Annotated in this window: 22 protein-coding genes and 1 tRNA gene; 1 reads left to right on the forward strand and 22 read right to left on the reverse strand. The window is 68.0% G+C overall.

Features of this window, described 5'->3' with window-relative positions; genetic code table 11:
* Nucleotides 1-3: 3 nt before the first annotated feature.
* From gatB to PK98_RS08480, 16 genes are all read right to left on the reverse strand, one after another.
* Complete coding sequence (gene gatB, locus PK98_RS08400; protein WP_039095720.1) at nt 4-1521, reverse strand: Asp-tRNA(Asn)/Glu-tRNA(Gln) amidotransferase subunit GatB; 1518 nt, start codon at nt 1519-1521, stop codon at nt 4-6.
* A 42-nt stretch (nt 1522-1563) separates the two neighbouring features.
* On the reverse strand, nt 1564-2724 hold the full coding sequence (locus PK98_RS08405) for an acyltransferase family protein (protein ID WP_039095722.1): 1161 nt from the start codon (nt 2722-2724) through the stop codon (nt 1564-1566).
* On the reverse strand, nt 2718-4199 hold the full coding sequence (gatA, locus tag PK98_RS08410) for an Asp-tRNA(Asn)/Glu-tRNA(Gln) amidotransferase subunit GatA (protein ID WP_039095724.1): 1482 nt from the start codon (nt 4197-4199) through the stop codon (nt 2718-2720). The genes PK98_RS08405 and gatA overlap by 7 nt, the downstream gene beginning before the upstream one ends.
* Before the next feature lie 12 nt (nt 4200-4211).
* Nucleotides 4212-4514: an Asp-tRNA(Asn)/Glu-tRNA(Gln) amidotransferase subunit GatC gene (gatC, locus tag PK98_RS08415; protein WP_039095726.1), complete on the reverse strand. Its 303-nt coding sequence runs from the start codon at nt 4512-4514 to the stop codon at nt 4212-4214.
* 21 nt (nt 4515-4535) lie between these two features.
* Entirely contained in the window at nt 4536-5123 is a 588-nt protein-coding gene (locus PK98_RS08420; RefSeq protein WP_039095728.1) for an FKBP-type peptidyl-prolyl cis-trans isomerase, read from the reverse strand.
* 129 nt (nt 5124-5252) lie between these two features.
* Nucleotides 5253-5459, reverse strand: a complete 207-nt coding sequence (rpsU, locus tag PK98_RS08425; RefSeq protein WP_039095730.1) for a 30S ribosomal protein S21 — start codon at nt 5457-5459, stop codon at nt 5253-5255.
* Nucleotides 5460-5945: 486 nt separating this feature from the next.
* Entirely contained in the window at nt 5946-6257 is a 312-nt protein-coding gene (locus PK98_RS08430; RefSeq protein ID WP_161792420.1) for a GNAT family N-acetyltransferase, read from the reverse strand.
* A gap of 27 nt (nt 6258-6284) precedes the next feature.
* The gene (locus PK98_RS08435; protein WP_407637607.1) at nt 6285-7112 is read right to left on the reverse strand and encodes a phosphoadenylyl-sulfate reductase; all 828 of its coding nucleotides are present in this window, start codon (nt 7110-7112) and stop codon (nt 6285-6287) included.
* Nucleotides 7081-7575 carry a DUF934 domain-containing protein gene (locus PK98_RS08440; protein WP_200884983.1) on the reverse strand — a complete coding sequence of 165 codons (495 nt, stop codon included), beginning with the start codon at nt 7573-7575 and terminating at the stop codon, nt 7081-7083. The genes PK98_RS08435 and PK98_RS08440 overlap by 32 nt, the downstream gene beginning before the upstream one ends.
* Entirely contained in the window at nt 7568-9202 is a 1635-nt protein-coding gene (locus tag PK98_RS08445; RefSeq protein WP_039095732.1) for a nitrite/sulfite reductase, read from the reverse strand. The genes PK98_RS08440 and PK98_RS08445 overlap by 8 nt, the downstream gene beginning before the upstream one ends.
* The gene (locus PK98_RS08450; RefSeq protein ID WP_039095734.1) at nt 9202-9501 is read right to left on the reverse strand and encodes a DUF2849 domain-containing protein; all 300 of its coding nucleotides are present in this window, start codon (nt 9499-9501) and stop codon (nt 9202-9204) included. Before PK98_RS08450 ends, PK98_RS08445 begins: the two co-directional genes overlap by 1 nt.
* Nucleotides 9498-10256, reverse strand: coding sequence for a uroporphyrinogen-III C-methyltransferase (gene cobA / locus PK98_RS08455; RefSeq protein ID WP_039095736.1), 759 nt, complete (start codon nt 10254-10256; stop codon nt 9498-9500). The genes PK98_RS08450 and cobA overlap by 4 nt, the downstream gene beginning before the upstream one ends.
* Before the next feature lie 411 nt (nt 10257-10667).
* Nucleotides 10668-11804 carry a mechanosensitive ion channel family protein gene (locus PK98_RS08465; RefSeq protein WP_407637608.1) on the reverse strand — a complete coding sequence of 379 codons (1137 nt, stop codon included), beginning with the start codon at nt 11802-11804 and terminating at the stop codon, nt 10668-10670.
* Nucleotides 11801-13006: a cystathionine beta-lyase gene (gene metC, locus PK98_RS08470; protein ID WP_039095740.1), complete on the reverse strand. Its 1206-nt coding sequence runs from the start codon at nt 13004-13006 to the stop codon at nt 11801-11803. The genes PK98_RS08465 and metC overlap by 4 nt, the downstream gene beginning before the upstream one ends.
* Nucleotides 13003-13842 carry a sulfurtransferase gene (locus PK98_RS08475; protein WP_039095742.1) on the reverse strand — a complete coding sequence of 280 codons (840 nt, stop codon included), beginning with the start codon at nt 13840-13842 and terminating at the stop codon, nt 13003-13005. Before PK98_RS08475 ends, metC begins: the two co-directional genes overlap by 4 nt.
* Nucleotides 13843-13883: 41 nt before the next feature.
* A complete protein-coding gene (locus tag PK98_RS08480; protein ID WP_152608565.1) occupies nt 13884-14990 on the reverse strand; it encodes a hypothetical protein in 1107 nt (368 codons plus the stop codon).
* Between the two features lie 127 nt (nt 14991-15117).
* Between PK98_RS08480 and queF the strand changes: the two genes are divergently transcribed.
* Nucleotides 15118-15567 (forward strand): preQ(1) synthase, encoded by a 450-nt coding sequence (queF, locus tag PK98_RS08485; RefSeq protein WP_235425434.1) that lies wholly within the window; start codon nt 15118-15120, stop codon nt 15565-15567.
* A gap of 8 nt (nt 15568-15575) precedes the next feature.
* Here queF and PK98_RS16720 read toward each other — a convergent pair whose 3' ends face one another.
* The 6 genes from PK98_RS16720 to glf form a co-directional block, all read right to left on the reverse strand.
* A complete protein-coding gene (locus tag PK98_RS16720; protein WP_152608566.1) occupies nt 15576-15704 on the reverse strand; it encodes an entericidin A/B family lipoprotein in 129 nt (42 codons plus the stop codon).
* Nucleotides 15705-15807: 103 nt separating this feature from the next.
* Nucleotides 15808-15883 (reverse strand) — tRNA-Thr (locus PK98_RS08490).
* Between the two features lie 22 nt (nt 15884-15905).
* Nucleotides 15906-16787 (reverse strand): hypothetical protein, encoded by an 882-nt coding sequence (locus PK98_RS08495; protein WP_039095747.1) that lies wholly within the window; start codon nt 16785-16787, stop codon nt 15906-15908.
* The gene (locus PK98_RS08500; protein ID WP_039095749.1) at nt 16784-18100 is read right to left on the reverse strand and encodes a replication-associated recombination protein A; all 1317 of its coding nucleotides are present in this window, start codon (nt 18098-18100) and stop codon (nt 16784-16786) included. Before PK98_RS08500 ends, PK98_RS08495 begins: the two co-directional genes overlap by 4 nt.
* A gap of 66 nt (nt 18101-18166) precedes the next feature.
* Nucleotides 18167-19579 (reverse strand): glycoside hydrolase 5 family protein, encoded by a 1413-nt coding sequence (locus tag PK98_RS08505; RefSeq protein WP_039095751.1) that lies wholly within the window; start codon nt 19577-19579, stop codon nt 18167-18169.
* A complete protein-coding gene (gene glf, locus PK98_RS08510) occupies nt 19576-21777 on the reverse strand; it encodes a UDP-galactopyranose mutase (RefSeq protein WP_152608567.1) in 2202 nt (733 codons plus the stop codon). The genes PK98_RS08505 and glf overlap by 4 nt, the downstream gene beginning before the upstream one ends.
* Nucleotides 21778-22036: the final 259 nt, after the last annotated feature.

The following is a 22036-nucleotide window of genomic DNA, read 5'->3' on the forward strand; positions in this document are numbered from 1 at the left end:
GGGCTACGCCTCCCCGGCGGGCCCCAGCTTCGCCTGCAACACCTGGTTCACGACCTGCGGGTTCGCCTTGCCAGCCATCGCCTTCATCGTCTGTCCGACGAAGAAACCGAACAGTGCCGCCTTGCCGCCGCGATACTGCGCCACCTTGTCGCCGTTGGCCGCCAGCACCTGATCGGCCGCCGCCTCGATCGCGCCGCTGTCGGACTCCTGCTTCAGCCCCTCACGCTCCACGATCACGCCCGGCGCGTCACCGGTGGCGATCATGCTATCCAGTACCTGCTTGGCGATGGAGCCGGAGATGGTGCCCGCACCCATCAGTGCCAGCAGCTCGGCGCCGCTTTCCGGCGTCACCGCGCCGTCGTCCAGCGTGCGACCGGCCTTGTTCAGGGCGCCCATCAGTTCGGACAGCAGCCAGTTGGCCGCCTGCTTCGCGACATTGGCCAGCACCTTGTTCTGCGCCGCGGCACTGGTCAGCAGCAGCGCCTCGAACCAGCGGGCGGTCTCGACCTCGGCGGTCAGGGCATGCGCGTTGTAGTCGCTGAGGCCCAGTTCCTCGACATAGCGGCGCCGCTTGGCATCGGGCAGTTCGGGCAGGCTCTCGCGGCACTCGTCCAGGAACACCTGATCCAGTTCCAGCGGCAGCAGGTCGGGATCGGGGAAATAGCGGTAATCGTGCGCATCCTCCTTGGACCGCATCGAGCGGGTCGTGCCGGTGCCCGGATCGAACAGGCGGGTTTCCTGCATGATGGCCCCGCCATCCTCCAGCAGGTCGACCTGCCGGCGAGCCTCATGCTCGATTGCGGCCATGACGAAGCGGACCGAATTGACGTTCTTGGTCTCCGTCCGGGTGCCCAGCGGCTCGCCCGCCTTGCGCACGGACACGTTGACGTCTGCCCGCATGGATCCTTCCTCCATGTTGCCGTCGCAGCTGCCGACATAGCGCAGGATGGCGCGCAGCTTACGCAGGTAGGCACCGGCCTCGGCCGGAGACGCCATGTCCGGGCGGCTGACGATCTCCATCAGCGCCACGCCGCTGCGGTTCAGGTCGACATAGGACATGGTCGGATGCTGGTCATGCATCAGCTTGCCGGCATCCTGTTCCACATGGATGCGCTCGATCCCGATCACCTTGTCGGCCGGAATGCCGGCCTTCTCGTCCGCCTCGATGGTCAGCGATCCCTCGCCCACCAGCGGGTGGTACAGCTGGCTGATCTGGTAGCCCTGCGGCAGGTCGGCGTAGAAGTAGTTCTTGCGGTCGAACCGGCTCCAGCGGTTGATCTGCGCCTCGATCGCCATGCCGGTGCGCACCGCCTGGCGGATGCACTCGCGATTGAGCACGGGCAGCATGCCGGGCATTGCCGCATCCACCAGGCTGACCTGCGCATTGGGTTCGGCCCCGAAGGCGGTGGCCGCGCCGGAGAACAGCTTGGCGTTGGACGTGACCTGGGCATGGACCTCGAGGCCGATCACGACCTCCCAGTCACCTGTGGCGCCGTGGATGCGATAAGAGGAGTCAGTCATGCCGCATCCGATAACCGGCGCGGGCGCCGTTGGAAAGCGGCCTCAGATGGTCAATGCCTCGCGTTCCGCGGCGGCGGGGCCCCAGCGACGCGCATGGTCGCGCGACCAGCGGCGGGCGGGCTCCTCCAGCCAGCGGAAGGACAGGGCGGACAGCGCGATCGTCAGCCCGATCAGGACCAGCGACACCGCCATCGCCGTACCGTCGCCCAGCGCCAGGATGGCGAGGCCCGAGGGACGCGGCTGCGTGGCCACCAGGTCCGGCCGGCCCAGCATCCGCAGCAGCTCCGGCCCGGCCTTCGCCAGCGGGCGGATCAGCAGCATGTGCAGCATGTAGATGGAATAGGACAGCGTCCCCAGCAGGATCAGCGGCCGTACCTGCAGCAGCCGGCTGATCCCGCCTTTGTCACGCGCGAACACCAGCACCGTCAGGGCGAAGACCGGCGACGTCAGCAGCAGCGTGCGATTGCCCAGCGGCATGGCCGCCAGCAGCCACACCAGCGTGGCGAGGCACGCAACCTCCAGCAGGGTCAGCAGACCGATGCCGAGGCGGGGATGCCAGGAGCGGTGCAGCCAGTGGCATCCCACGCCGAGCGCGAACCCCAGCACACCGCGCTGGAGCAGCCGGCCCAACCCCGGATGGTTCCATTCCAGCGTCAGCGCCGCAATGCACCCGCCTGCCAGCAGCAGCGCCGCCGCCACCCCGCGCCGGCCTGTGCCGAACAGGACGGCGGCAATGGCGTAGAGCACGATCTCGACCGAGATCGACCAGCTGACCGGCGCATAGGGGTTGCTGGCGCCGGTTGCGAAACCATCCAGCAGCAGCACGCCACGCCAGAACAGCCACGGTCTGGCCTGCTCGCCCAGCACGCCGCTGACATAGAACCATTCGAAGGCGCTGGCCGCCAGCACCGTGGCCAGATGCAGCGGCACCACCCGCCCCAGCCGCAATGCCAGGAAGTGCCGGCGCGAGAACCCCTGTGCCAGCCGCCCGCCATAGCTGGCAGCGATGACGAAGCCGGACAGGACGAAGAAAAAGTCCACCATCAGCCAGCCATTGCGCAGGAAGGGCAAGGCGCCCAGCCAGCCGAACGGGCCCATGTGGAACAGCATCACGGCCAGAGCCGCCACGCCGCGCAGCGAATCGAGGGCGATGAACCGTCCGCCATCCGGCAGGCGGGCCAGCGCCTCCCGGCTGGCTACCACCAGCGGTCCGGCTGTGCCGTGAAGCCGGCCCGCTGCTCGATCGCGAGCGCGGCATTGAGCACGCCCTGCTCGTCCAGCGGGCGACCGATCAGCTGCAGGCCCAGCGGCAGGCCGGCCCCGTCCAGCCCGGCGGGCACGCTCATCGCCGGCAGTCCGGCAAGGCTGGCCGGTACCGAGAACACGTCACCCAGATACATCGCCAGCGGATCGGACAGCTTCTCGCCCAGTGCAAAGGCGGCGGTGGGCGCGGTCGGCGCCAGGATCACGTCGCACTTGTCCCACGCCTCGGCAAAGTCGCGCGCAACCAGTGCACGGACCTTCATCGCCTGCGTGTAATAGGCGTCGTAATAGCCGGCGGAGAGCACATAGGTGCCGATCAGGATGCGGCGCTTCACCTCGTCGCCGAAGCCGGCGGCGCGGGTGGCGGCGTACATGTCCTGCAGGTTGGCGCCTTGTGGCAGGTCGCGCAGGCCGTAGCGCACGCCGTCATAGCGGGCGAGATTGCTGGACGCCTCCGCCGGGGCGATGATGTAATAGGCCGGCAGCGCATATTCGGTATGCGGCAGGCTGATGTCGACCACTTCGGCGCCGGCATCCTTCAGCCAGCCGATACCGTCGTCCCATGCCTTCAGGATGGCGGCATCGGTGCCGTCCATCCGGTATTCCCGCGGGATGCCGACACGCTTGCCGGCCAGGTTCGCGTCGAGCGCGCCGCTCCAGTCCGGCACGGGCAGGTCGAGGCTGGTGGAATCCTTGGGATCGAAGCCGCCCATCGCCTGCAGCATCAGCGCGCAATCGGTCACGTTGCGCGCCATCGGACCGGCCTGGTCGAGGGAGGAAGCGAAGGCGACGATGCCCCAGCGGCTGCAGCGGCCATAGGTCGGCTTGATGCCGCAGATGCCGGTCAGTGCCGCGGGCTGGCGGATCGAGCCGCCGGTGTCGGTGCCGGTCGCCGCGGGAGCCAGCCGGGCGGCCACGGCCGCGCTGCTGCCGCCGGAGGAGCCGCCGGGGGTCAGCCCGGCCGTGCTGCCGCTGCGGCGCCACGGGCTGACGACGTCGCCGAAATGGCTGGTCTCGTTGGAGGAGCCCATGGCGAACTGGTCGAGATTCAGCTTGCCCAGCATGCCTGCGCCGGCATCCCACAGGCGCTGGCTGACGGTGCTTTCATATTGCGGCGTGAAGCCTTCCAGGATGTGGCTGGCCGCCGTGGTCTGCACGCCCCTCGTGGCGAACAGATCCTTCATGCCGATCGGCACGCCGGCCATCAGGCCCAGCGGACGCCCGGCGGCGCGGTCCGCGTCCACCTGGTCGGCGGCGGCCAGCGCATGGTCGGGCGTGGTGACGATGAAGGCGTTCAGCGTGGCCGCATCGGCCACTGCCGCATTGCATGCTTCCGCCACTTCGCGCGCGGTGAAGGTGCCGCCGGCAACGCCGTCGCGGATCGCCTGCACGCCTAGCTGGGTCAGTTCGCTCATCACTCGATCAACCTATTCGATGACTTTGGGCACGCCGAAGAAGCCGTGCTCCGCAGCCGGGGCATTGGCCAGCACCGCATCGCGCACGCCGCCGCCAGTCAGCGGATCGGCATCCACCACGTCGTCGCGCAGGCGCAAGCTCTGCGCGATGACGGCGGTCATCGGCTCCACACCGGTCACATCCACCTGGCCCAGCTGCTCCACGAAGCCCAGGATCTGGTTCAGTTCCGGCACCATGCGGTCCAGCGCGGCATCATCCATGCGGAGGCGCGCCAGAGAGGCGATCTTGGCCACGGTGGCCTTGTCGACGGACATGCTGTTCCTTCGCGAAGCTGCTTACTGGCCGACCGGCGGAGCGGCTGGCGCGCCCGGACCGACCGGAGCGCCACCGGGTGCACCACCAGGCGCAGCTCCACCCTGCATCATCTGCTGCATCATCTGCTGCTGCATCATCTGCTGCTGCATCTGCATGATCTCCTCCCGCGTACGGAACTCGATCAGCTCGACCTCGAACGTCAGGTCGGCGTTGGGCGGGATCGGCCCGCCACCCTGCGCGCCGTACCCCTGCGCGGCAGGGATCTTCACGCGGTAGCGACCACCCGCCTGCATGTTCTGCAAGGCGGTGGAGAAGCCCGGCACGACCTGGTCGACCGGCATCGGCGCCTGGTCGTTCTGATCGAACACGGTGCCGTCATCCAGCAGGCCGCGATAGTTGACCAGAGCATAGTCGGTGGCACCCGGATTGGGACCGGTGCCTTCCGTCAGCGTCTCCAGCGTTACGCCTTCGGCCAGGGTCAGCACCTTGGGCACCGCGGCCCAGGCGGCGCCGGCCGCCAGCAATAGCACCAGCACGATGCCGATCCACAGCTTGGGAAGCGTCCCCTTGGCGACGGGCTGCAGTTGCACGCGGGTGATTTCGGTCATGAGACGAGCGATCCTGAAAAGCGAAGGGGCGCAAAAGGATGATCCCTTTCGCGCCCCCTTGGCTGAAGCAATGGCGACCTGCAAGCGCGAGGTGATGCCGTGCGCCGGCCGCCCACGCGGGCGGGCGACTTACTTGGCGGCGTCGCGCTCCGCACGCTTGCGATCCATCTTGCGGGCGCGGCTCACGGCAGCGGCCCGCTCGCGCGCACGCTTCTCGCTCGGCTTCTCGAAATGGCGGCGCAGCTTCATCTCGCGATACACACCCTCTCGCTGCAGCTTCTTCTTGAGCGCGCGCAGGGCCTGCTCCACATTGTTGTCGCGAACCATGATCTGCATAGAAGTAACGTAACCTCTTTTGGCTGATGCCTTCACCTGAACGGAAGGGGCAAATGACAAAAAGGCCGACCTGCACGCAGACCGGCAACAAAATCTGCGGCGCCCGTTATCGCAAACGGGCCGCATGGGCAACCCGCCTGGCCATCCTGCCTTCAAGTCAAAAAAATGGCCCGCTCGTTGCCGAGCGGGCCTGAAAAGTTTGGGAGAGGATGCCTGAAAGGCCTGTTCCTTATGAGGAGGAGGGCCGATTCGGCATAACGCATAAACCGCATGGAGTGTTGCGCGGCACGCAACACATCGCTGCGTTTCGTGTCAGCCCAACGAAGGCAGCGGTCAGCGAAGCTGGTCACAGACGCTTTTCATTCGAAAGTTGTGGATCGGGACATTGCCGATCAGGAAGTCGCGCCGGTGATCCTCACGAAAGCCCACTCGCAGGAAGAACCGTCGCGCCGGTTCGCCGGCCTCCACGTACAGGCGCCTCGTCCTTTACCGTCGCGCGCATCGCTCCAGTTCATGGAAGAGCAGCCTTGCGACCCCAGTTCCCGCGCAATCCGGGCGGCAGAAGAAGTAATCGATATGACCGTCGAGCTCGAGATCGGCGAACGCCACCGGCTCGTCATCATCGTTCACTGCAACCAGGAACAGCCGATCCTGAGCAGCCCAAGCGGAGATCCGGTCCGGCTCCGGCACCTGGGGAGCCCACGCCTGCACCTGTCCGGCCGTATGATACAGGCCCGCAAGCTGATGGACTGCGTCGTAGAACAGGCGGGCAAGAGCCGGTGCGCCATCAGGCTGCACCGGCCGCTCCACCCGCCGGACGGAAAGCTAGAACGCCGGTTCATACCCCGGCGGCAAGTCGTCGTCCTTGTCCGCCAGATCCTCCAGCCCGCTGGCAGCGGGGTTGCTGGAGGAATGGATCCCGCACTCGGTCTTGTTCCAGCCGCGCCACCGTCCGGCACGCGGATCTTCGCCTGCGGCCACCGGGCTGGTGCACGGCGCGCAACCGACCGAAAGGTAGCCCTGCCCTTCCAGCGGATGGCGGGGCAGGTCATTGGCGGCGAACCAGGCGTCGAGATCGGCCTTGGTCCAGTCACCCAGCGGATTGATCTTCAGCCGCCCGTCCTCGATCTCGAACCGGGGCAGGTTCTGGCGGGTGGACGACTGGAACGCCTTGCGGCCGGAGATCCACGCATCCAGCCCGTGCTTGGCGCGGGCCAGCGGCTCCACCTTGCGGATGGCGCAGCAGCCATCGGGATCCCAGCCCCAGCGCAGGCCAGCCTCGTCCTTCGCCTGCAAGGCCGCAGTATCAGGGCGGACGACCTGCGAGTCGGTGAAGCCGAACCGGGCGATCAGCGTGTCGCGATAGTCCAGCGTCTCGGCGAACATCTTCTCCGTATCGACGAAGATCACCGGCACGGTGCGGTCGGCTTTCGCCACCAGGTCCAGCAGCACGGCGCTTTCGGTGCCGAAGGAGGAGACCACCGCCACCCGGCCCAGGCTGCCTTGCGCGAACAGCTGCGCCAGCATGGTCTGCACATCCACCCCGGCAAACCGGGCGTTCAGTGCATCCGCATCCGCCTGTACGAAGCTGGCGCCGGTATCGATGATGTCGCGCGCGCGGCTAGCCATTGCCGCCACCGTCTCGCCCACCATGACGCAAGGTCCAGATCGGGGCGCGACCGTCCACCGCCGCCTGATAGACATCAGGCCAGGTGGCAAAGGCGCGTTCCGCGTCCGTCGCATCCAGCCGGACAGCCGGCGCGAAGCTGTCGAACCCGCAACGACGCATGTGGCTCAGCTGGTCGATCAGCACATCGCCCACCGCGCGCAGTTCGCCGGCATAGCCGGCTTCCCGCAGGATACGCGCCGCCGAATAGCCGCGCCCGTCGCCGAAGGAGGGAAAGTTCACCTCCACCAGCGCAATGCGGTCCAGATGCAGCAGCAGGTCGCGGGCGTCGTCGCCCGGCTCGATCCGCACGGCGCTGGCATTGGTCTGGCCCACGAAGGCATCGACCGTCACCGCCGGGTGATCGACCATCTCGTCGTTGCGGAAACGGAACTGCACATCGTCCAGCTCGCGCGCCTCGCTGTCGGTTCCGCTGATCGGCTCAGCCATAAAGCACCTCCTTGAACGGCTCCATGCCGATGCGGCGATAGGTATCGAGGAACCGCTCGCCTTCCTGCCGCTGGGCCAGATAGAGCTCGGTCGTCTTCTCGATGGCATCCACCACCCCGTCCTCGTCGAAGCCGGGGCCGGTGATCTTGCCCAATGAAGTGTCGGCCCCTTCGCTGCCGCCCAGCAGCAGCTGGTAGTTCTCGCGCCCCTTACGATCCACGCCAAGGATGCCGATGTGGCCGGCATGGTGGTGGCCGCAGGCATTGATGCAGCCGCTGATCTTCAGCTTCAGCTCGCCGATTACCGCTTCCTTCCCGTTGTCGGCGAACCGCTGGCTGATCTTCTGCGCCAGCGGGATGGCCCGTGCATTGGCAAGGCTGCAATAATCCAGGCCCGGGCAGGCGATGATGTCGCCGATGTTGTCGAGGTTGGCGGTGGCCAGCCCGGCCGCGTCCAGCCGTTGCCATAGTTCGTACAGGCGACGCTGCTCCACATGCGGCAGGACGATGTTCTGCGCATGGGTCACGCGGCACTCGTCGAAGGAGAACTCCTTCGCCAGATCGGCCATCAGGTGGATCTGCGCCGCGGTGGCGTCACCCGGAATGCCGCCGACCGGCTTCAGGCTGATCGTGGCGGACGTGTAGCCGTGCATACGGTGCAGATGCGTGTTCTGCTGCACCCAGGCGGCGAATGCCTGATCGGACTGGTCGACCCCGTCGCTCAATCCCTGCACGAAGGAGGGATCGGCGAAGAAGGTGCGGATCCGCTCCAGCTCCGCAAAGGGCGGTTCCACGCCCTGGTCCAGCAGGTGCTGGTATTCGGCATCGACCTGCGCGGCGTAATCCTCCGCACCGATCTCGTGCAGCAGGATCTTGATGCGTGCCTTGTACTTGTTGTCGCGCCGGCCGTAGCGATTGTAGACCCGCAGGCACGCCTCGGCATAGGTGATCAGCCGGTCCAGCGGCACCCATTCGCGCACCAGATGGCTGATCATCGGCGTGCGGCCCATGCCCCCGCCGACATAGAACGCCGCGCCCAGTTCGCCCGCATCGTTCTTGTGGATGCGGATGCCGATATCGTGCAGCCGCATGGCCGCGCGGTCCGTCTCGCTGGCGATCACCGCGATCTTGAACTTGCGCGGCAGGTAGCTGAATTCCGGGTGGAAGCTGGACCATTGCCGCATCAGCTCCGCATAGGGGCGCGGGTCGGCGACCTCGTCGGCCGCTGCGCCGGCGAAATGGTCGGCGCTGATGTTGCGGATGCAGTTGCCGCTGGTCTGGATGGCGTGCATCTCCACCGTCGACAACTCGGACAGAATGTCGGGCGCGTCCTCCAGCCTGATCCAGTTGTACTGGATGTTCTGGCGGGTGGTGAAGTGGCCGTAGCCGCGATCATATTTGTCCGCGATCGTGCCCAGCATGTGCATCTGCGCAGCGCTGAGCGTGCCATAAGGCACCGCCACCCGCAGCATGTAGGCGTGCAGTTGCAGGTACAGGCCGTTCATCAGCCGCAGGGGCTTGAACTGGTCCTCCGTCAGCTTGCCGTCGAGCCGCCGGCGCACCTGGTCGCGGAAGTCCGCGACACGGGCATCGACCATCTGCTGGTCGTATCGGTCATACTGGTACATCAGATCACCCAGGTGCCGGCTTCGGGATCGGCCGGTCGCAAAGTCAGGTCGGTGCGGACCGTGGGGCCCAGCGCGCGGATACGGTCCTTGATATGCGCGGGCCGGATCCGGCCGTCGGCATCGACCGTGGCCTCGATCGCATAGGGCACCACCACGCGCCGCTCCGCATCCTCGCGCGCGGCGATCATGGCGGCATCCTCGCCCACGTCGCAGGCATCTTCGACATGCAGGGACCAGTTGCGGCCGTCCCACCATACGACCGCGCCGCTCTTCAGGTCATTGCCGGTCAGGATCTTCATGCTGCTGCTGCTCCAAGCGCGACGGGGAGGAGGGCGGCATCGCTGCCGCCGGTCACGGCGCCGATAACGATCAATGCGGGGCTGACCACCCCTTCCCGCGCCACCAGGTCGGGCAGGCCGGCCAGGCAGCCGCGCAGTACGCGCATCTCGGGCCGTGCGCCGTTCTCGATCACCGCCACCGCCGTGTCGGGTGCCAATCCGTCGGCCATCAGCTTTTCCGCAATCTGCGGGGCAGTCTTCACCCCCATGAAGATCACCAGCGTGCGGCCGGTGCCGGCGAGGCCGGCCCAGTCCTGCTCCGCCAGCCCCTTGCACTGGCCGGCGACGAAGCTGACGATGCTGGCATGGTCGCGATGAGTCAGCGGGATCTGCGCGGCGGCGGCGGCGCCCAGCGCGCTGGATACGCCCGGCACCACCTCCACGGCGATGCCGGCGGCGCGGCAGGCCTCGGCCTCCTCGCCCCCGCGGCCGAAGATGAACGGATCGCCGCCCTTCAGCCGCACGACATCGTGCCCGCCGCGGGCATGGCGCACCAGCAGCGTGTTGATCTCGTCCTGCGGCAAGGTGTGGTGCGCGCGTCGCTTGGCGACGTCGATCAGCAGCGCGTCGGCCCGCGCCAGTGCAAGTACCGCCGGCTCCACCAGCCCGTCATGCACGATGATGGCCGCCCGCCCGATCAGCCGCGCGGCGCGCAGCGTCAGCAGGTCCGGATCGCCCGGCCCCGCGCCCACCAGAAAGACTGTACCTGTCGTCATCGTGGCCAGATGGCGCCTGCATCGCGAAGCTGCCAGCGAGAATGGATTGACGCCAGCGAAGACGTGCTTTCCAACGGCATCTTGAACAATGCCGGCGCATCATGACAGGGCAGATGCGCTTGAGGCGACACAGACGGGGGCAGTCTTGCGGAATCTTACAATTGCAGTGGGGATCCTGGCCGGGGCGGTCGCGCTGACCGGTTGCGCTACGATGGCGCAGAATGAGGCGCGAAGCGACGCTGTCGCCCAATGCGCAGCGCGGGGCATGCGCTTCCTGGAACAATCAGCCACTGCGCGCGAAGGATTGATCATAAGCACTGGCAGCGTGTCGGGCGAATGCATCGGGGCTGACGATCCGCGATGGGCTCAGGGCATCGCCGGCACGGAGAACTCGGCACCCTCCCGGAAGGACTAACGCAGAGGCGCTTGCGTGTTGTCGGCCGGGCTGGACGCCGTGCGCTGTTCCAGCGCCGCGATCAGCCGGTCGAACTGGGCATTGTCGCGCAGGTTCAGGTCGCGCTGGGGGTAAGGCACCTCGATGCCGTTTTCCTTGAACAGCAACCACAGGCGCTTCAGCACGTCCGACTTCACATTGCCCACACCCTCCTCCGGATCGACGATCCAGCAATGGATGGTGAACAGCAGCCAGCTCTCGCCATAATCCGACAGCCACACGGTGGGCGCCGGATCGGTCAGCACGCGGGACGCGCCCCGCGCCGCCTGCATCATCAATGTTTCGGCCATGATGATGTCGCTGTTGTAGGAGATGCCGACCGGGATCTGCACGCGCACACGCCGGCTGGAATAGGACCAGTTCTCCACCTGATTGACCATCAGGTTCTCGTTCGGGATCAGGTATTCCTTCTCGTCCCGCGTGATGATCGACACGGCACGCACCCCGATTTTGCGGATCTGGCCGAAGGTCTCGTTGCCGGCCATGTCGGTCACCGCGATCACGTCGCCCGGCTTGATCGACCGGTCCATCAGCAGGATGATCCCGGCGATCAGGTTGCCGAAGGTCTTCTGCAGGCCGAACCCGATAGCCAGGCCGAAGGCGCCGGAAAACACCGCCAGCGCCGTGAGGTCGATACCCAGCAGGTCGACGCCGATCAGGATGGCGAAGGTCCAGACGCCGATCGTAACCAGCTTCTCGCCCAGCAACTCCTGCGACGGGCTGAAGCGACTGACCTTGCGCAGCAGGCGGTGGCCGAACTTGTTGGACAAGCGCGCGGCGATGAACACGCCCACGATCACCAGCACCACCACCAGTGCGGTCCACAGCGAGAACCGGGTACTGCCAAGCGTGACGCCGATCGCATCCAGCTGGGTGACGATGTCACCGACCGTGGCGTTGCGGTCGTTGATCGCTTCGCTCAGCGCCTCGGCCCCGACCAGCTCCGGCGGCGGCTCGACCGGGGCGGGCTGAGCCACCGGTACCGCGACCGGGCTGCCCTGCGTGACCGGCACGTCCACCACCGGCGGCGTTTCCTGCGGGGCCGGCGTCTCCTGCGTCCCCGGCAGCAGCAGCTTGCCAAGCCGCGTGCTCACGCCCGGTCCATCGCGTCAAGCGCCTGCTGCAGGTCGGCGATCAGGTCGGCGGGATCCTCCAGCCCGATGGCGAGGCGCACGCCCAGCCGGTCCTCCGCCGCCCACCCGGCCTTGGGCCAGATGCTGCTGGTGCGGATCCGCTGCGGATCGACCGGGATCGCCAGGCTTTCGAACCCGCCCCAGGAAAAGCCGATGCCGAACAGGCGCAGGGCATCGATCAGCCGGGCCCGGTCGCCCACGCTGCGGCCGCGCAGCACGAAGGAGAACAGGCCGCAGCCGCCGGTGAAATCGCGAAGCCACAGCTCGTGGCCCGGCGCCCCCGGCAACATGGGGCACAGCACATGCGCCACCTGCGCCTGTCCCTGCAGCCACTGCGCCACCGCCAGCGCGCTGGCTGTCTGCCGTTCCAGCCGCAGGCCCAGCGTGCGCAGGCCGCGCAGCGCCAGCGCCGCATCGTCCGGGCTGACCACCTGGCCCAGCAATTGCGCGCGCTCCCGCAGCCGGCCATGGACCTCGCCGCTGGCGGTGACCGCGCCCAGCATCAGGTCCGAATGGCCGCCGACATGCTTGGTCAGTGCCAGCACGCTGACATCCACACCATGGGCCAGTGCAGCGAAGCCGGTCGGCCCGGCCCAGGTATTGTCCAGCACGCTGATCGCACCATGCTGCAGAGCGATGGCAGCCAGCGCCGGCACGTCGCACACCTCCATCGTCAGGCTGCCGGGACTTTCCAGCAGCACAACGCGGGTGCGCGGGCAGAAGGCGGCGCGGTAAGCCTCAAGGTCGAGCGGATCGAACCAGCGCGTCTCGATCCCCAGCGGCGCCAGCAGCTTTTCCGCCAGGGCACGGCTCGGCTCATAGGCGTTGTCGCTCATCAGCAGCACGTCGCCCGCATCCAGCAGGCCGAGCAGCGCGCCACTGATCGCGGCCAGGCCGCTGGGATAGAGCAGCGTGCCGGTCGCGCCCGGCTCCAGCCCGGTCAGCGCGTCGCACAGCGCCCACTGCGTGGGCGTGCCGCGCCGGCCGTAATAGAAGTGCCCGTCCGCATTCGGCCGTCCGGCAGCAAGGTCCGCACTGTCGGCATACAGATGCGTGGAGGCGCGCCAGACCGGCACGTTGACCACCGGCCCGGTCCATTCCGGACGGCGGCCGGCACTGACCAGCCGGGTCCCGGGGCCGCAATCGTCGGGCGTGTCGCTCATCCGACGGCCTTGGGTGTGCCCGGATCCGCGCCCCACTCGCTCCAGCTGCCATCATACAGCGCGGTGTCGGTCTTGCCTGCCAGCCGCATGGCGAACAGCAGCACCGCCGCCGTCACCCCGCTGCCGCAGGTGGTGACCACCGGGCGCGCCCAGTCGATGCCCGCCGCATCGAACGCCGTCCGCAGATCGGCCGGCGGCAGGAAGGTGCCGTCAGGCGCGAACATGGCCTTGTAGGGCAGGTTCAGCGAGCCGGGGATGTGCCCGCCGGCAAGCTGCGGGTTCGCCTCCGGCTCCTCCGCCATGAAGCGGGCGCGGCTGCGGGCGTCCAGCACCTGCTCGGCACCACTCTCCAGATTGGCCAGCAGGTCCGCCTTGCCGCGCACCGCCATGGCCCCGGGCTGCGGTCGCCAGTCCCCGGCGGGCTCTGCCGCATGGGTGCCGCTTTCCAGCGGACGCCCTTCGGCGCGCCACTTGGCCAAGCCGCCATCCAGGATCGCCACCTCGTCAAAGCCGTGCTGGCGGAAGATGAACCAGGCCCGCGCGGCGGTGCGGATGTCGCTGTCATCATACAGCACCACCCGCGTGCCCGCGCCGATGCCCAGCCCGGCCACCCGGGCCGCGAACTGGTCGCCCGTCGGCAAGGCCGCCGGCACCGGGCTTTCCCGGTCCGTCAGGCTGGCAAGGTCAAGGAATTGCGCGCCGGGAACATGCGCGCTGGCGAACTCGGCGGCAGGATCGCGGCCGGCAGCGGGCAGATGGGCGGAGGCGTCCAGCACCACCAGCGCGGGATCACCCGCCTGCTGCGCCAGCCAAGCGGTGGAAACAAGTTCGTTCATGCCTGCAATGCGTAGCGAAGCGGGCGATGCCGGTAAACCGTTCAGCCCAGCACCCGCGCCAGCAACGGGGTGATCACGCGCGGTCCGGCATCCAGCAGCACCGGCTGCACCTGCCCGCCCTGCCCCGGGGGGCCGACCAGCGCGGTCAGCGTGCGGCGGCCCTGCCCCTCCGTCTCCAGCGCCAGCCGCAGCAGCGGCACCAGCAGGTTGCTGCGCCCCTGCCGGATGGCATTGACCTGCGCCAGGGGCAGGCGGACCTCGCCCCGGATCGTGCGTGCCTCCTCCGACAGGTCGGGCAGTCGTGCGATCATCGGGGCATCTGCTGCCGGCCCGCCCAGTTGTTCCTCCTGCGACAAAGCACCGTGCGCCGCGATCAGGTCGCCATGCAAGGTCACGCCGGTCAGCGGCGTGGCGCCCGCATGGCGCAGGGTCAGCTGGAAGGTCAGCGTGGCGTTCATCAGCGACAGGCTGAGCCGCTCCGCCACGATATGCAGCTCTACCTCGGCGAGCCCTGCGGCGGGGTGGGCCGCAGAGGTGGGCACAATCCGTGGCGCTGGCGGTGGAACGGGTGTGCGCACAGGCACGGGCAACGGGGTGGGCGGCACAGGTGCGGCCTGCTCCGGCTCGGCCGTGCGCCGGCGGCGCAGGACCAGCAACACCGCGCCGCCTGCCAGCAGGCCGGCAACCGCCGCCCAGCCGAGCCAGGTCACACCGCCCTCGTCCTCCGGCGTCGCAGGTGGCGGCGTCGCCGCTGCGGGTCCTGGCTGCGGTGCAATCGTGCTGTCGGGCACAGGCGTTGCGGGCGGGGCTGTGTCAGTTTCGGCCGTGGGCACGGCGGCGGATGACGGCTCTGCCGTGGGTGCAGGCTGAGGTGCCGAGCGCGTCGGAGCAGGCACTGGCGCGGGACGAGAGCCTTGCGTCGGCGCCGGCGTAGCGGCTGGCGGCACCACCAGCGGTGGCGGCTGGACGGCGGGCTGGCTGCTCGGTGCCGGGGTTGGTGTCGGCGTCGCGCGGCTCTGCGGCACATCGGGGGCGACCGGACCGACCCGGTCCCGCTGCGGGGTGGCGGTCGGTGTCGAGGGCGGCAGGCGGAAATCCGGCAAGGCTACTCCAGCCAGCGCCGTGCCATGCAGCGATGCTGCGCCCACCCAAGCTGCGGCACCTGCCGCTATCCTGCCCCTGACCATGCCTGCCGCTTGCCCGGTTTTGCTGAACAGCCTGTGAACTGCGCACGCACCTCTTGCGATGCCCGGCCAACGGAGGCAGGGGCGCGGCATGAGCGAACCCCTATTCCTTGGCCAGACGACGCCCCTCCCCACCTCCCCGGAAGAGGCCCGGCTCGACTACGTGCCCAACCCGCGCAAGGCGGAACTGTTCTGCGTGCGCTTTGCGGCGCCGGAGTTCACCAGCCTGTGCCCGGTGACCGGACAGCCCGATTTCGCCCATCTGGTGATCGATTATGCGCCGGGCGAGACGATCGTGGAGTCGAAAAGCCTCAAGCTGTTCCTGGGTGCATTCCGCAATCATTGCGGCTTCCACGAGGATGTGACCGTGGGCATCGGCCGACGCCTGTTCGACGAGATGCAACCGCAATGGCTGCGCATCGGCGGTTACTGGTATCCGCGCGGCGGCATACCGATCGACGTATTCTGGCAAAGCGGCAGTCCCCCGGCCGGATTGTGGCTGCCCGATCAGGGCGTCGCTCCATATCGCGGCCGGGGCTGACGCGAAGGTCAGATTTCCTTTTCGACTTCGCGGCTGGCGGACTGGATGTCCTCGCCCGCGCCGGAAACGGTATTGCAGGCGGTGGTTGCCAGGGTCAGGACGGCCAGGGTCGAAAGCGTGATGGCGCGCAGGGTCATGGGTAGTCTCCCGAAGAGAGTTGCTGTGTCCTGCCAACGCCGACCTTGTTGCAGCGTTCCCTGCCGGACTTCCGCGACCGGAGCGTGCGCGACGAGGGGGAGATGGTGCCGGCTACAGGATTCGAACCCGTGGCCCCCTGATTACAAATCAGGTGCTCTACCAACTGAGCTAAGCCGGCCCAATGCGCGCCGCCTGATGCCTCAGGCCGCACCGAAGGTCCAGCCCTCCGTTGCGGCCACTTCCGCAGTCATCGCGGCCGGATGCCACAGGGTTTCGCGATCCGCCGCCAGCCGCAGCCAGACGGCGGCGAGCAGCGCATCGGCGGCGTGGTCGGTGATCGCGCCGGTTCCGGGCACAGGCAGGCTGCCCAGAACCGCCAGCGCATCGTTCAGCGCCGCCATGTCGCGCATCTTCGCCCGTCCGGCACTGCGCCCGCCTTCGATCGCGGGAATGGCGGTGTAGATCTCCACCACCACCGATCCCGCGGGCGGCAGCGGATCGACCGGCCACACCGGCAGCCGCCCTGCCAGCCGGTGCAACAACCGCATGCCGGTCAGGCTGGACTTGCCGACCTGCGCAGCGCCGACCAGGTTGAAGTTGGAGGTCGGCCGGCAGCCGGGGAAGGTGGCCTGCGCACCCTCCGTCATGCGCAGCCGGCCACGGCGGTGATCGCTTCCGGGCAGGTGGAACAGGTCGCCTTCCCGCCCGCCATGACGGCGGAAGTGGCGGCTCGCCTCCGGATGATCGACGAAGCTGCCGACGCCCAGGTGCGGATCAGCAGAACACAGTTGCTCCACCAGCGCCCACAACGCGCGGGCATCGGGCGGGCTGTCGGGCCAGCCGGGAAAGAACGCGCCGCAATCGGCATGCGGCAGCGACAGGCCGAGATCGAGGCCGACCAGCGTGTCGGCCGGCATGTCCGTCAGCAGCCAGTCCAGCACCTCGGCCCGCGACCAGACATGGCCCGGGCGGACCAGCACCGGGGCGTCTGCCGCCTTGCACAGTGCCACTGCGATGCCGCGCTGTCGTTCGCCGGCGGCGCCGGACCAGTCGATCGCGGCGAAGTGGCGGAAGCGGGTCATTCCCGCTGCAACTCCTCCCGCCGGCGGCTCCACCAGGCCAGCCGTTCCTTCACCTGCCGCTCGAACCCGCGTTCCACGGGCCGGTAGAACTCCTGCCGTTCCATGCCCTCCGGCCAGTAATCCGCGCCGGAAAAGCCGTCGGTGGCGTCATGGTCGTAGGCATAATCCCTGCCGTAGCCGATGTCCTTCATCAGCTTGGTCGGTGCGTTCAGGATGGAGGGCGGCGGCGACAGGCTGCCGGTCTCCCGCGCCGACTTCCATGCGGCCTTCATCGCGGCATAGGCGGCGTTCGACTTGGGCGCGGTGGCGCAATAGAGGCAGGCCTGCACGATCGCCAGCTCCCCCTCGGGTGACCCCAGGAATTGGTACGTCTCCCGCGCAGCGGTGCATTGCAGCAGCGCCTGCGGATCGGCCAGGCCGATATCCTCCACCGCGAAACGGGTAATGCGGCGCAAGACATAGAGCGGCTCTTCCCCCGCCGTCAGCATCCGCGCGAGATAATAGAGAGCAGCCTGGGGATCCGACCCGCGCAAGCTCTTGTGGAGTGCGGAAATGAGATTGTAGTGCCCGTCGCGGTCCTTGTCATACACCGCCACCCGCCGCTGCAGGAAGGCGCCCAGCGCCGCCGGATCCAGTGGCGCCGGCAACTGCGCGGCATAGAGCGTCTCCGCCTGATTGAGCAGGAAGCGGCCATCACCGTCCGCGCTGGCGATCAAGGCATCGCGTGCCTCCGGCGTCAGCGGCAGCGGACCTTCCAGCACCTCCGCCCGGTCCAGCAGCCGGCCCAGCGCGTCGGCGCCTAGGCGATGCAGGATCAGCACCTGCGCCCGGCTCAGCAGCGCGGCGTTCAGCTCGAAGCTGGGGTTCTCCGTCGTGGCCCCGACCAGCGTGACGGTGCCCGACTCGACAAAGGGCAGGAAGCCATCCTGCTGCGCGCGGTTGAAGCGGTGGATCTCATCCACGAACAGCAGCGTGCGCTGCCCGGCGGCACGGGCCCGGTCGGCTTCCGCAAAGGCCTTCTTCAGGTCGGCCACGCCGGAGAACACCGCGCTTACCGCGTGGTAGCGCATGTCGGTGGCAGCGGCGAGCAGGCGGGCGATGCTGGTCTTGCCGGTGCCGGGCGGGCCCCACAGGATCAGGCTGGCCAGGCGTCCCGCCGCGACCATGCGGCCAATTGGTCCCTCCGCCCCGGTCAGATGCTCCTGCCCGATCACCTCGCCCAGGTCACGCGGCCGCAGGCGATCCGCCAGCGGGGCGTCGGCAGCGGGCTGGTCGGTCGCGGGTGGCGGGTCGGCGGGGAAAAGGTCGGTCATCGGGGTGGCATATAGGAGGGTTGCGACGAACGGCGTAGATGTTGCGGATGAGAACCCGGGCCCGGATCAAGGCGTTGCCGTAATCGCCAGCGCCATATCTGCCACGAAGGGCGTCGTCTCATACCGCAGTTCTCCGTCGCGCACCGCCTGTTCCGACACCCGCACGACCGCACCGCCCGTCGTGTCCCACTCGGTCACCTGCACGGCGCCATCCGCCATCGGCAGGGTCAGCACCGCCGGTCGGGCCGGCACGTCGCGGCGCATGCGCCCATCCTCCGCCAGCGAGCGCGCGCGCAGCAGCCAGGCGATCGCCTGGCGCTTGTCACCACAGGCGAACAGGTGGTGGCCCTTCGCCGCGCCTTCGACGCAGACATTGCGACGGCGGAAGCTGCGCCAGTCGATCAGCGGCAGGAAGCCGGTCATCGCCCGTTGCACCACGCGCATGCCGGGCGTCAGCACATGCGGGTGGCGGTTCGGCCAGCGCATGCCGCCCCCGGCCCCGCCCGATGCCAGATGCGCCCAAGACATATGGCGGAAATACTCATCGTCGAACGGCTCCGGCAGGGTGACCCGCCGATCCTTGAAACTGTGGATCGGCCCATGCTCGGTATCCAAGAACGGGCGCCCGTCAGTGATCTCCGCCAGGCACTCGCGCACGATCTCGCCCATGGCGCGGGCGGGCGCGACGGTGTTGCGCGGATCGTCGATCGAACGTTCGCGGTAGATATGGATCGTCGCGAAATCGAGCGCGGGGTGACGGAAGATCGGTTCCTGCAAGGGCTGGTCCGGCTTCCAGCGCAGTTCCGGCCCGTAGATCGATACGGTCTGCAGGTGGCTCCGCCCATGCAGCTCCTGCTCGCGCATCCGCACATGCCGGGACAGGTCGTCGATTACTTCGCCGAAACAGCTGGCATCGTCACGTGCATGGGCCGGGTGGATCTCGTTCCACAGGTCCCATGCAAACAACGCGCCCGATCCGCCCCAGCGGCTGATCGCGAAGTCCAGCCTCGCCTTAACCGCCACACGTGTCTCGGCGGACAGCAGTGCCTCGCGCATGGTGGCGAGCGGCCCGCCATTGGCCACGTTCCAGGGGTGCTGTTTCCAGCGCATCCACATCCAGAACGTGTCGAGCGGGGTCAGCAGGATGTACAGTCCGACCTTCTCGCACAGGGCGAACAGGTCGTCCCACACCTGCACCATCGCAGGCACGAAGCGCCCGGCAGGCTTCTCCAGGAAGCGGTGCCGCCCGCGGGCGTCCTCCAGCATCAGGCGCAGGCAGGTGACGCCATTGGCCTTCAGCCAGCGGAGATGGCGCTCCACCGCCGGCAGGTCGCGCCGGCGGAACAGGGGCGCCAGTTCCGGCCAGTCGATGGAGTCATTCTGCCCGACCGGGTGCCACGACGCACCCGTTTGGTCCTGGAAATAGGGGGCACCTGCCGCGACCTCGATCCACGGCAGGCCCGGCGGCGCTCCTGTCACTCGACGGCGATCGCCGGTGTGGTGGGAGGCCTTTCCAGCAGCTCCGCCTTGTGCCTGCGGTAGGTCGCCAGCGCCTGCCCCACCACCTGATCCATGTTGTAGTAGCGGTAGGTCGCCAGCCGGCCGACAAACAGCACGTCGGGGCGCGCATTGGCCAGCGCCTCATACCGCTTGTACAGCGCCTGATTGTCGGCCCGTGGGATCGGGTAATAGGGATCACCCTCGGCCTGCGGATATTCGTAGGTGACGCTGGTGTGCGTCGACTGCTGCCCGGTCAGATGCTTGTATTCGGTGATGCGCGTATGCGGCACCGCCTCGTCCGGGTAGTTGACCACGGCGACCGGCTGCAGCCACTCCTGCGGCAGCGTCTCGTGCACGAATTGCAGCGAGCGATACGGCAGCTTGCCGAAGCGATAGTCGAAGAACTCGTCGATCGGGCCGGTGAAGACCAGCCGGTCGTAATCCACCGTGTCCTGCACCTGCGCGAAGTCGGTCCCCGTGCGCACGTCGATGTTGGGATGGTCCAGCATGGCGGCGAACATCGCGGTATAGCCGTCGCGCGGCATGTACTGGAACCTGTCCCCGAAATAACGGTCGTCGGCGTTGGTGCGGGTCGGCACGCGGGCGGTGACGCTCCTGTCCAGATCGGCCGGGTCGATGCCCCACTGCTTGCGCGTGTAGCCGCGGAAGAAGGTGCGATACAGGTCCTGTCCGACGGCGGAGACGACCACATCCTCCGACGTCCGCACCATCGGCACCGGTTCGGCCCGCGCGGCCAGGAAGGCAGCAGCTTCCTCTTCGGTGGTCAGCTCCAGCCCGTAGAGCCTGTTCAGCGTGGTGCGATTGATCGGGATCGGCAGCAGCTGGCCGTCCACATCGGCCAGCACGCGATGCTCGTAGGGGCGCCACTGGGTGAAGCGTGACAGATAGTCGAAGATCTCCGCACTGTTGGTGTGGAAGATGTGCGGGCCGTACTGGTGGATCAGGATGCCGGCCTCGTCCGGCCGGTCGAAGGCGTTGCCGGCGATATGCGGGCGCCGATCGATCACCAGCACCCGCTTGTCGCCGTCGCTGGCCAGCCGTTCCGCCATGACCGCCCCGGCAAAGCCGGCACCGACCACCAGATAGTCGTAATGGTCCTTCCGCACCGCCGTCAGGTGCGGACGCTCCGGCTGCGCCACCTGGCGGATATGCGCCAGCATGCGCGCGGCGACCTGGTCCCAGGACTGGGCGGACAGCAGCGCATCGGCCTCCGCACGCCAGCCATCGCCTTCGCCTCGCAATCGCAGCGCCTGCTCGCAGGCGGCGATGAAGGCTTCCGTCCCGTCAGCGATCAGCACGCCGGCGACCGTGCCGTAATGGCGGATGACGTCCGTGATCGGGGTGGAGACCACCGGCAGGCCGGCGGCGAGATATTCCGGTGTCTTGGTCGGACTGATGAAGCGGGTCGCCGCGTTGATGGCGAACGGCATCAGCGCCACGTCCCAGCCGGCGGCGCAGGCAGGCAGCTCGGCATAGGTGCGGGGGCCGAGATAATGGATGTTGGGCCGCTGCGGCAGGTCGGCCGGGTCGATCTTCACCACCGGGCCGACCATCGCCAGCGACCAGTCCGGCCGCGCATCCGCAATCGCGGCGATCAGCGGCAGGTCCATCCGCTCGTCGATGACGCCGTAGAAACCCAGGCACGGACGCGGCAGACCGGCGGTATCGGCCGCCGCCGCATCGGTGCGCGCGGTCGCGAAGTGGGCGACATCCACGCTGGAGGGGAACGGATGCACCGAAGGGTGCTGCTCGCGCTTCGCCTCGTACAGGCTGTAGCCGCCGGTGAAGACCAGATCGGCCGCGGCCAGCAATTCGCGTTCCAGCGGGATCAGCTCGGGCGGGGCGAAGCGGAAATTGGCCAGCTCGTCCATGCAGTCATAGACGGTGCAGGCCGCGACCAGATGGGCCGAGAAGGGCAGCATCATCGGCGTGTAATACCACCGGAACAGCGGCTCCTGCGCGCCGGCCAGCACGCCGTCGAGCAGCGTGCGCAAGGCCTGCGTCCGGGCATCGCCGGTCAGATCGCGTGGCAGCCGCGGAATGGCGACGGTCACGCCGGGCGTGCCTTCCCGCAGGTCGACGCTGGCCACGTCGCTGTCGCTGTCGAGCGGCTCTTCCCAGAACAGCACGTCCATGGTGCGCCCGAAACGGGTCATCAGATGCTGCGGCCGCTGGAAGACGAAGTCCCATCGCAGATGCGACAAGCACAGCAACGTGCCGTGGGAAGCGCGCGAGGTGCTGCGCCAGTTCGATCCGCCGAGCATTTGGGACAAAAGCATTTCCTGCAAAGGAGGGAGCTAAGTAAATGCCGGCCCCTGCGGCAGGTTCCACACCTGCACAAAGTCAATCGACGCGCGATTGAACATCACGATTATAGTTTAACTTTTATCAGTACAGAATTGGCGAGCAGGGCGA

The organism is Croceibacterium mercuriale (genome assembly GCF_000802385.1).
Lineage (GTDB): Bacteria > Pseudomonadota > Alphaproteobacteria > Sphingomonadales > Sphingomonadaceae > Croceibacterium > Croceibacterium mercuriale.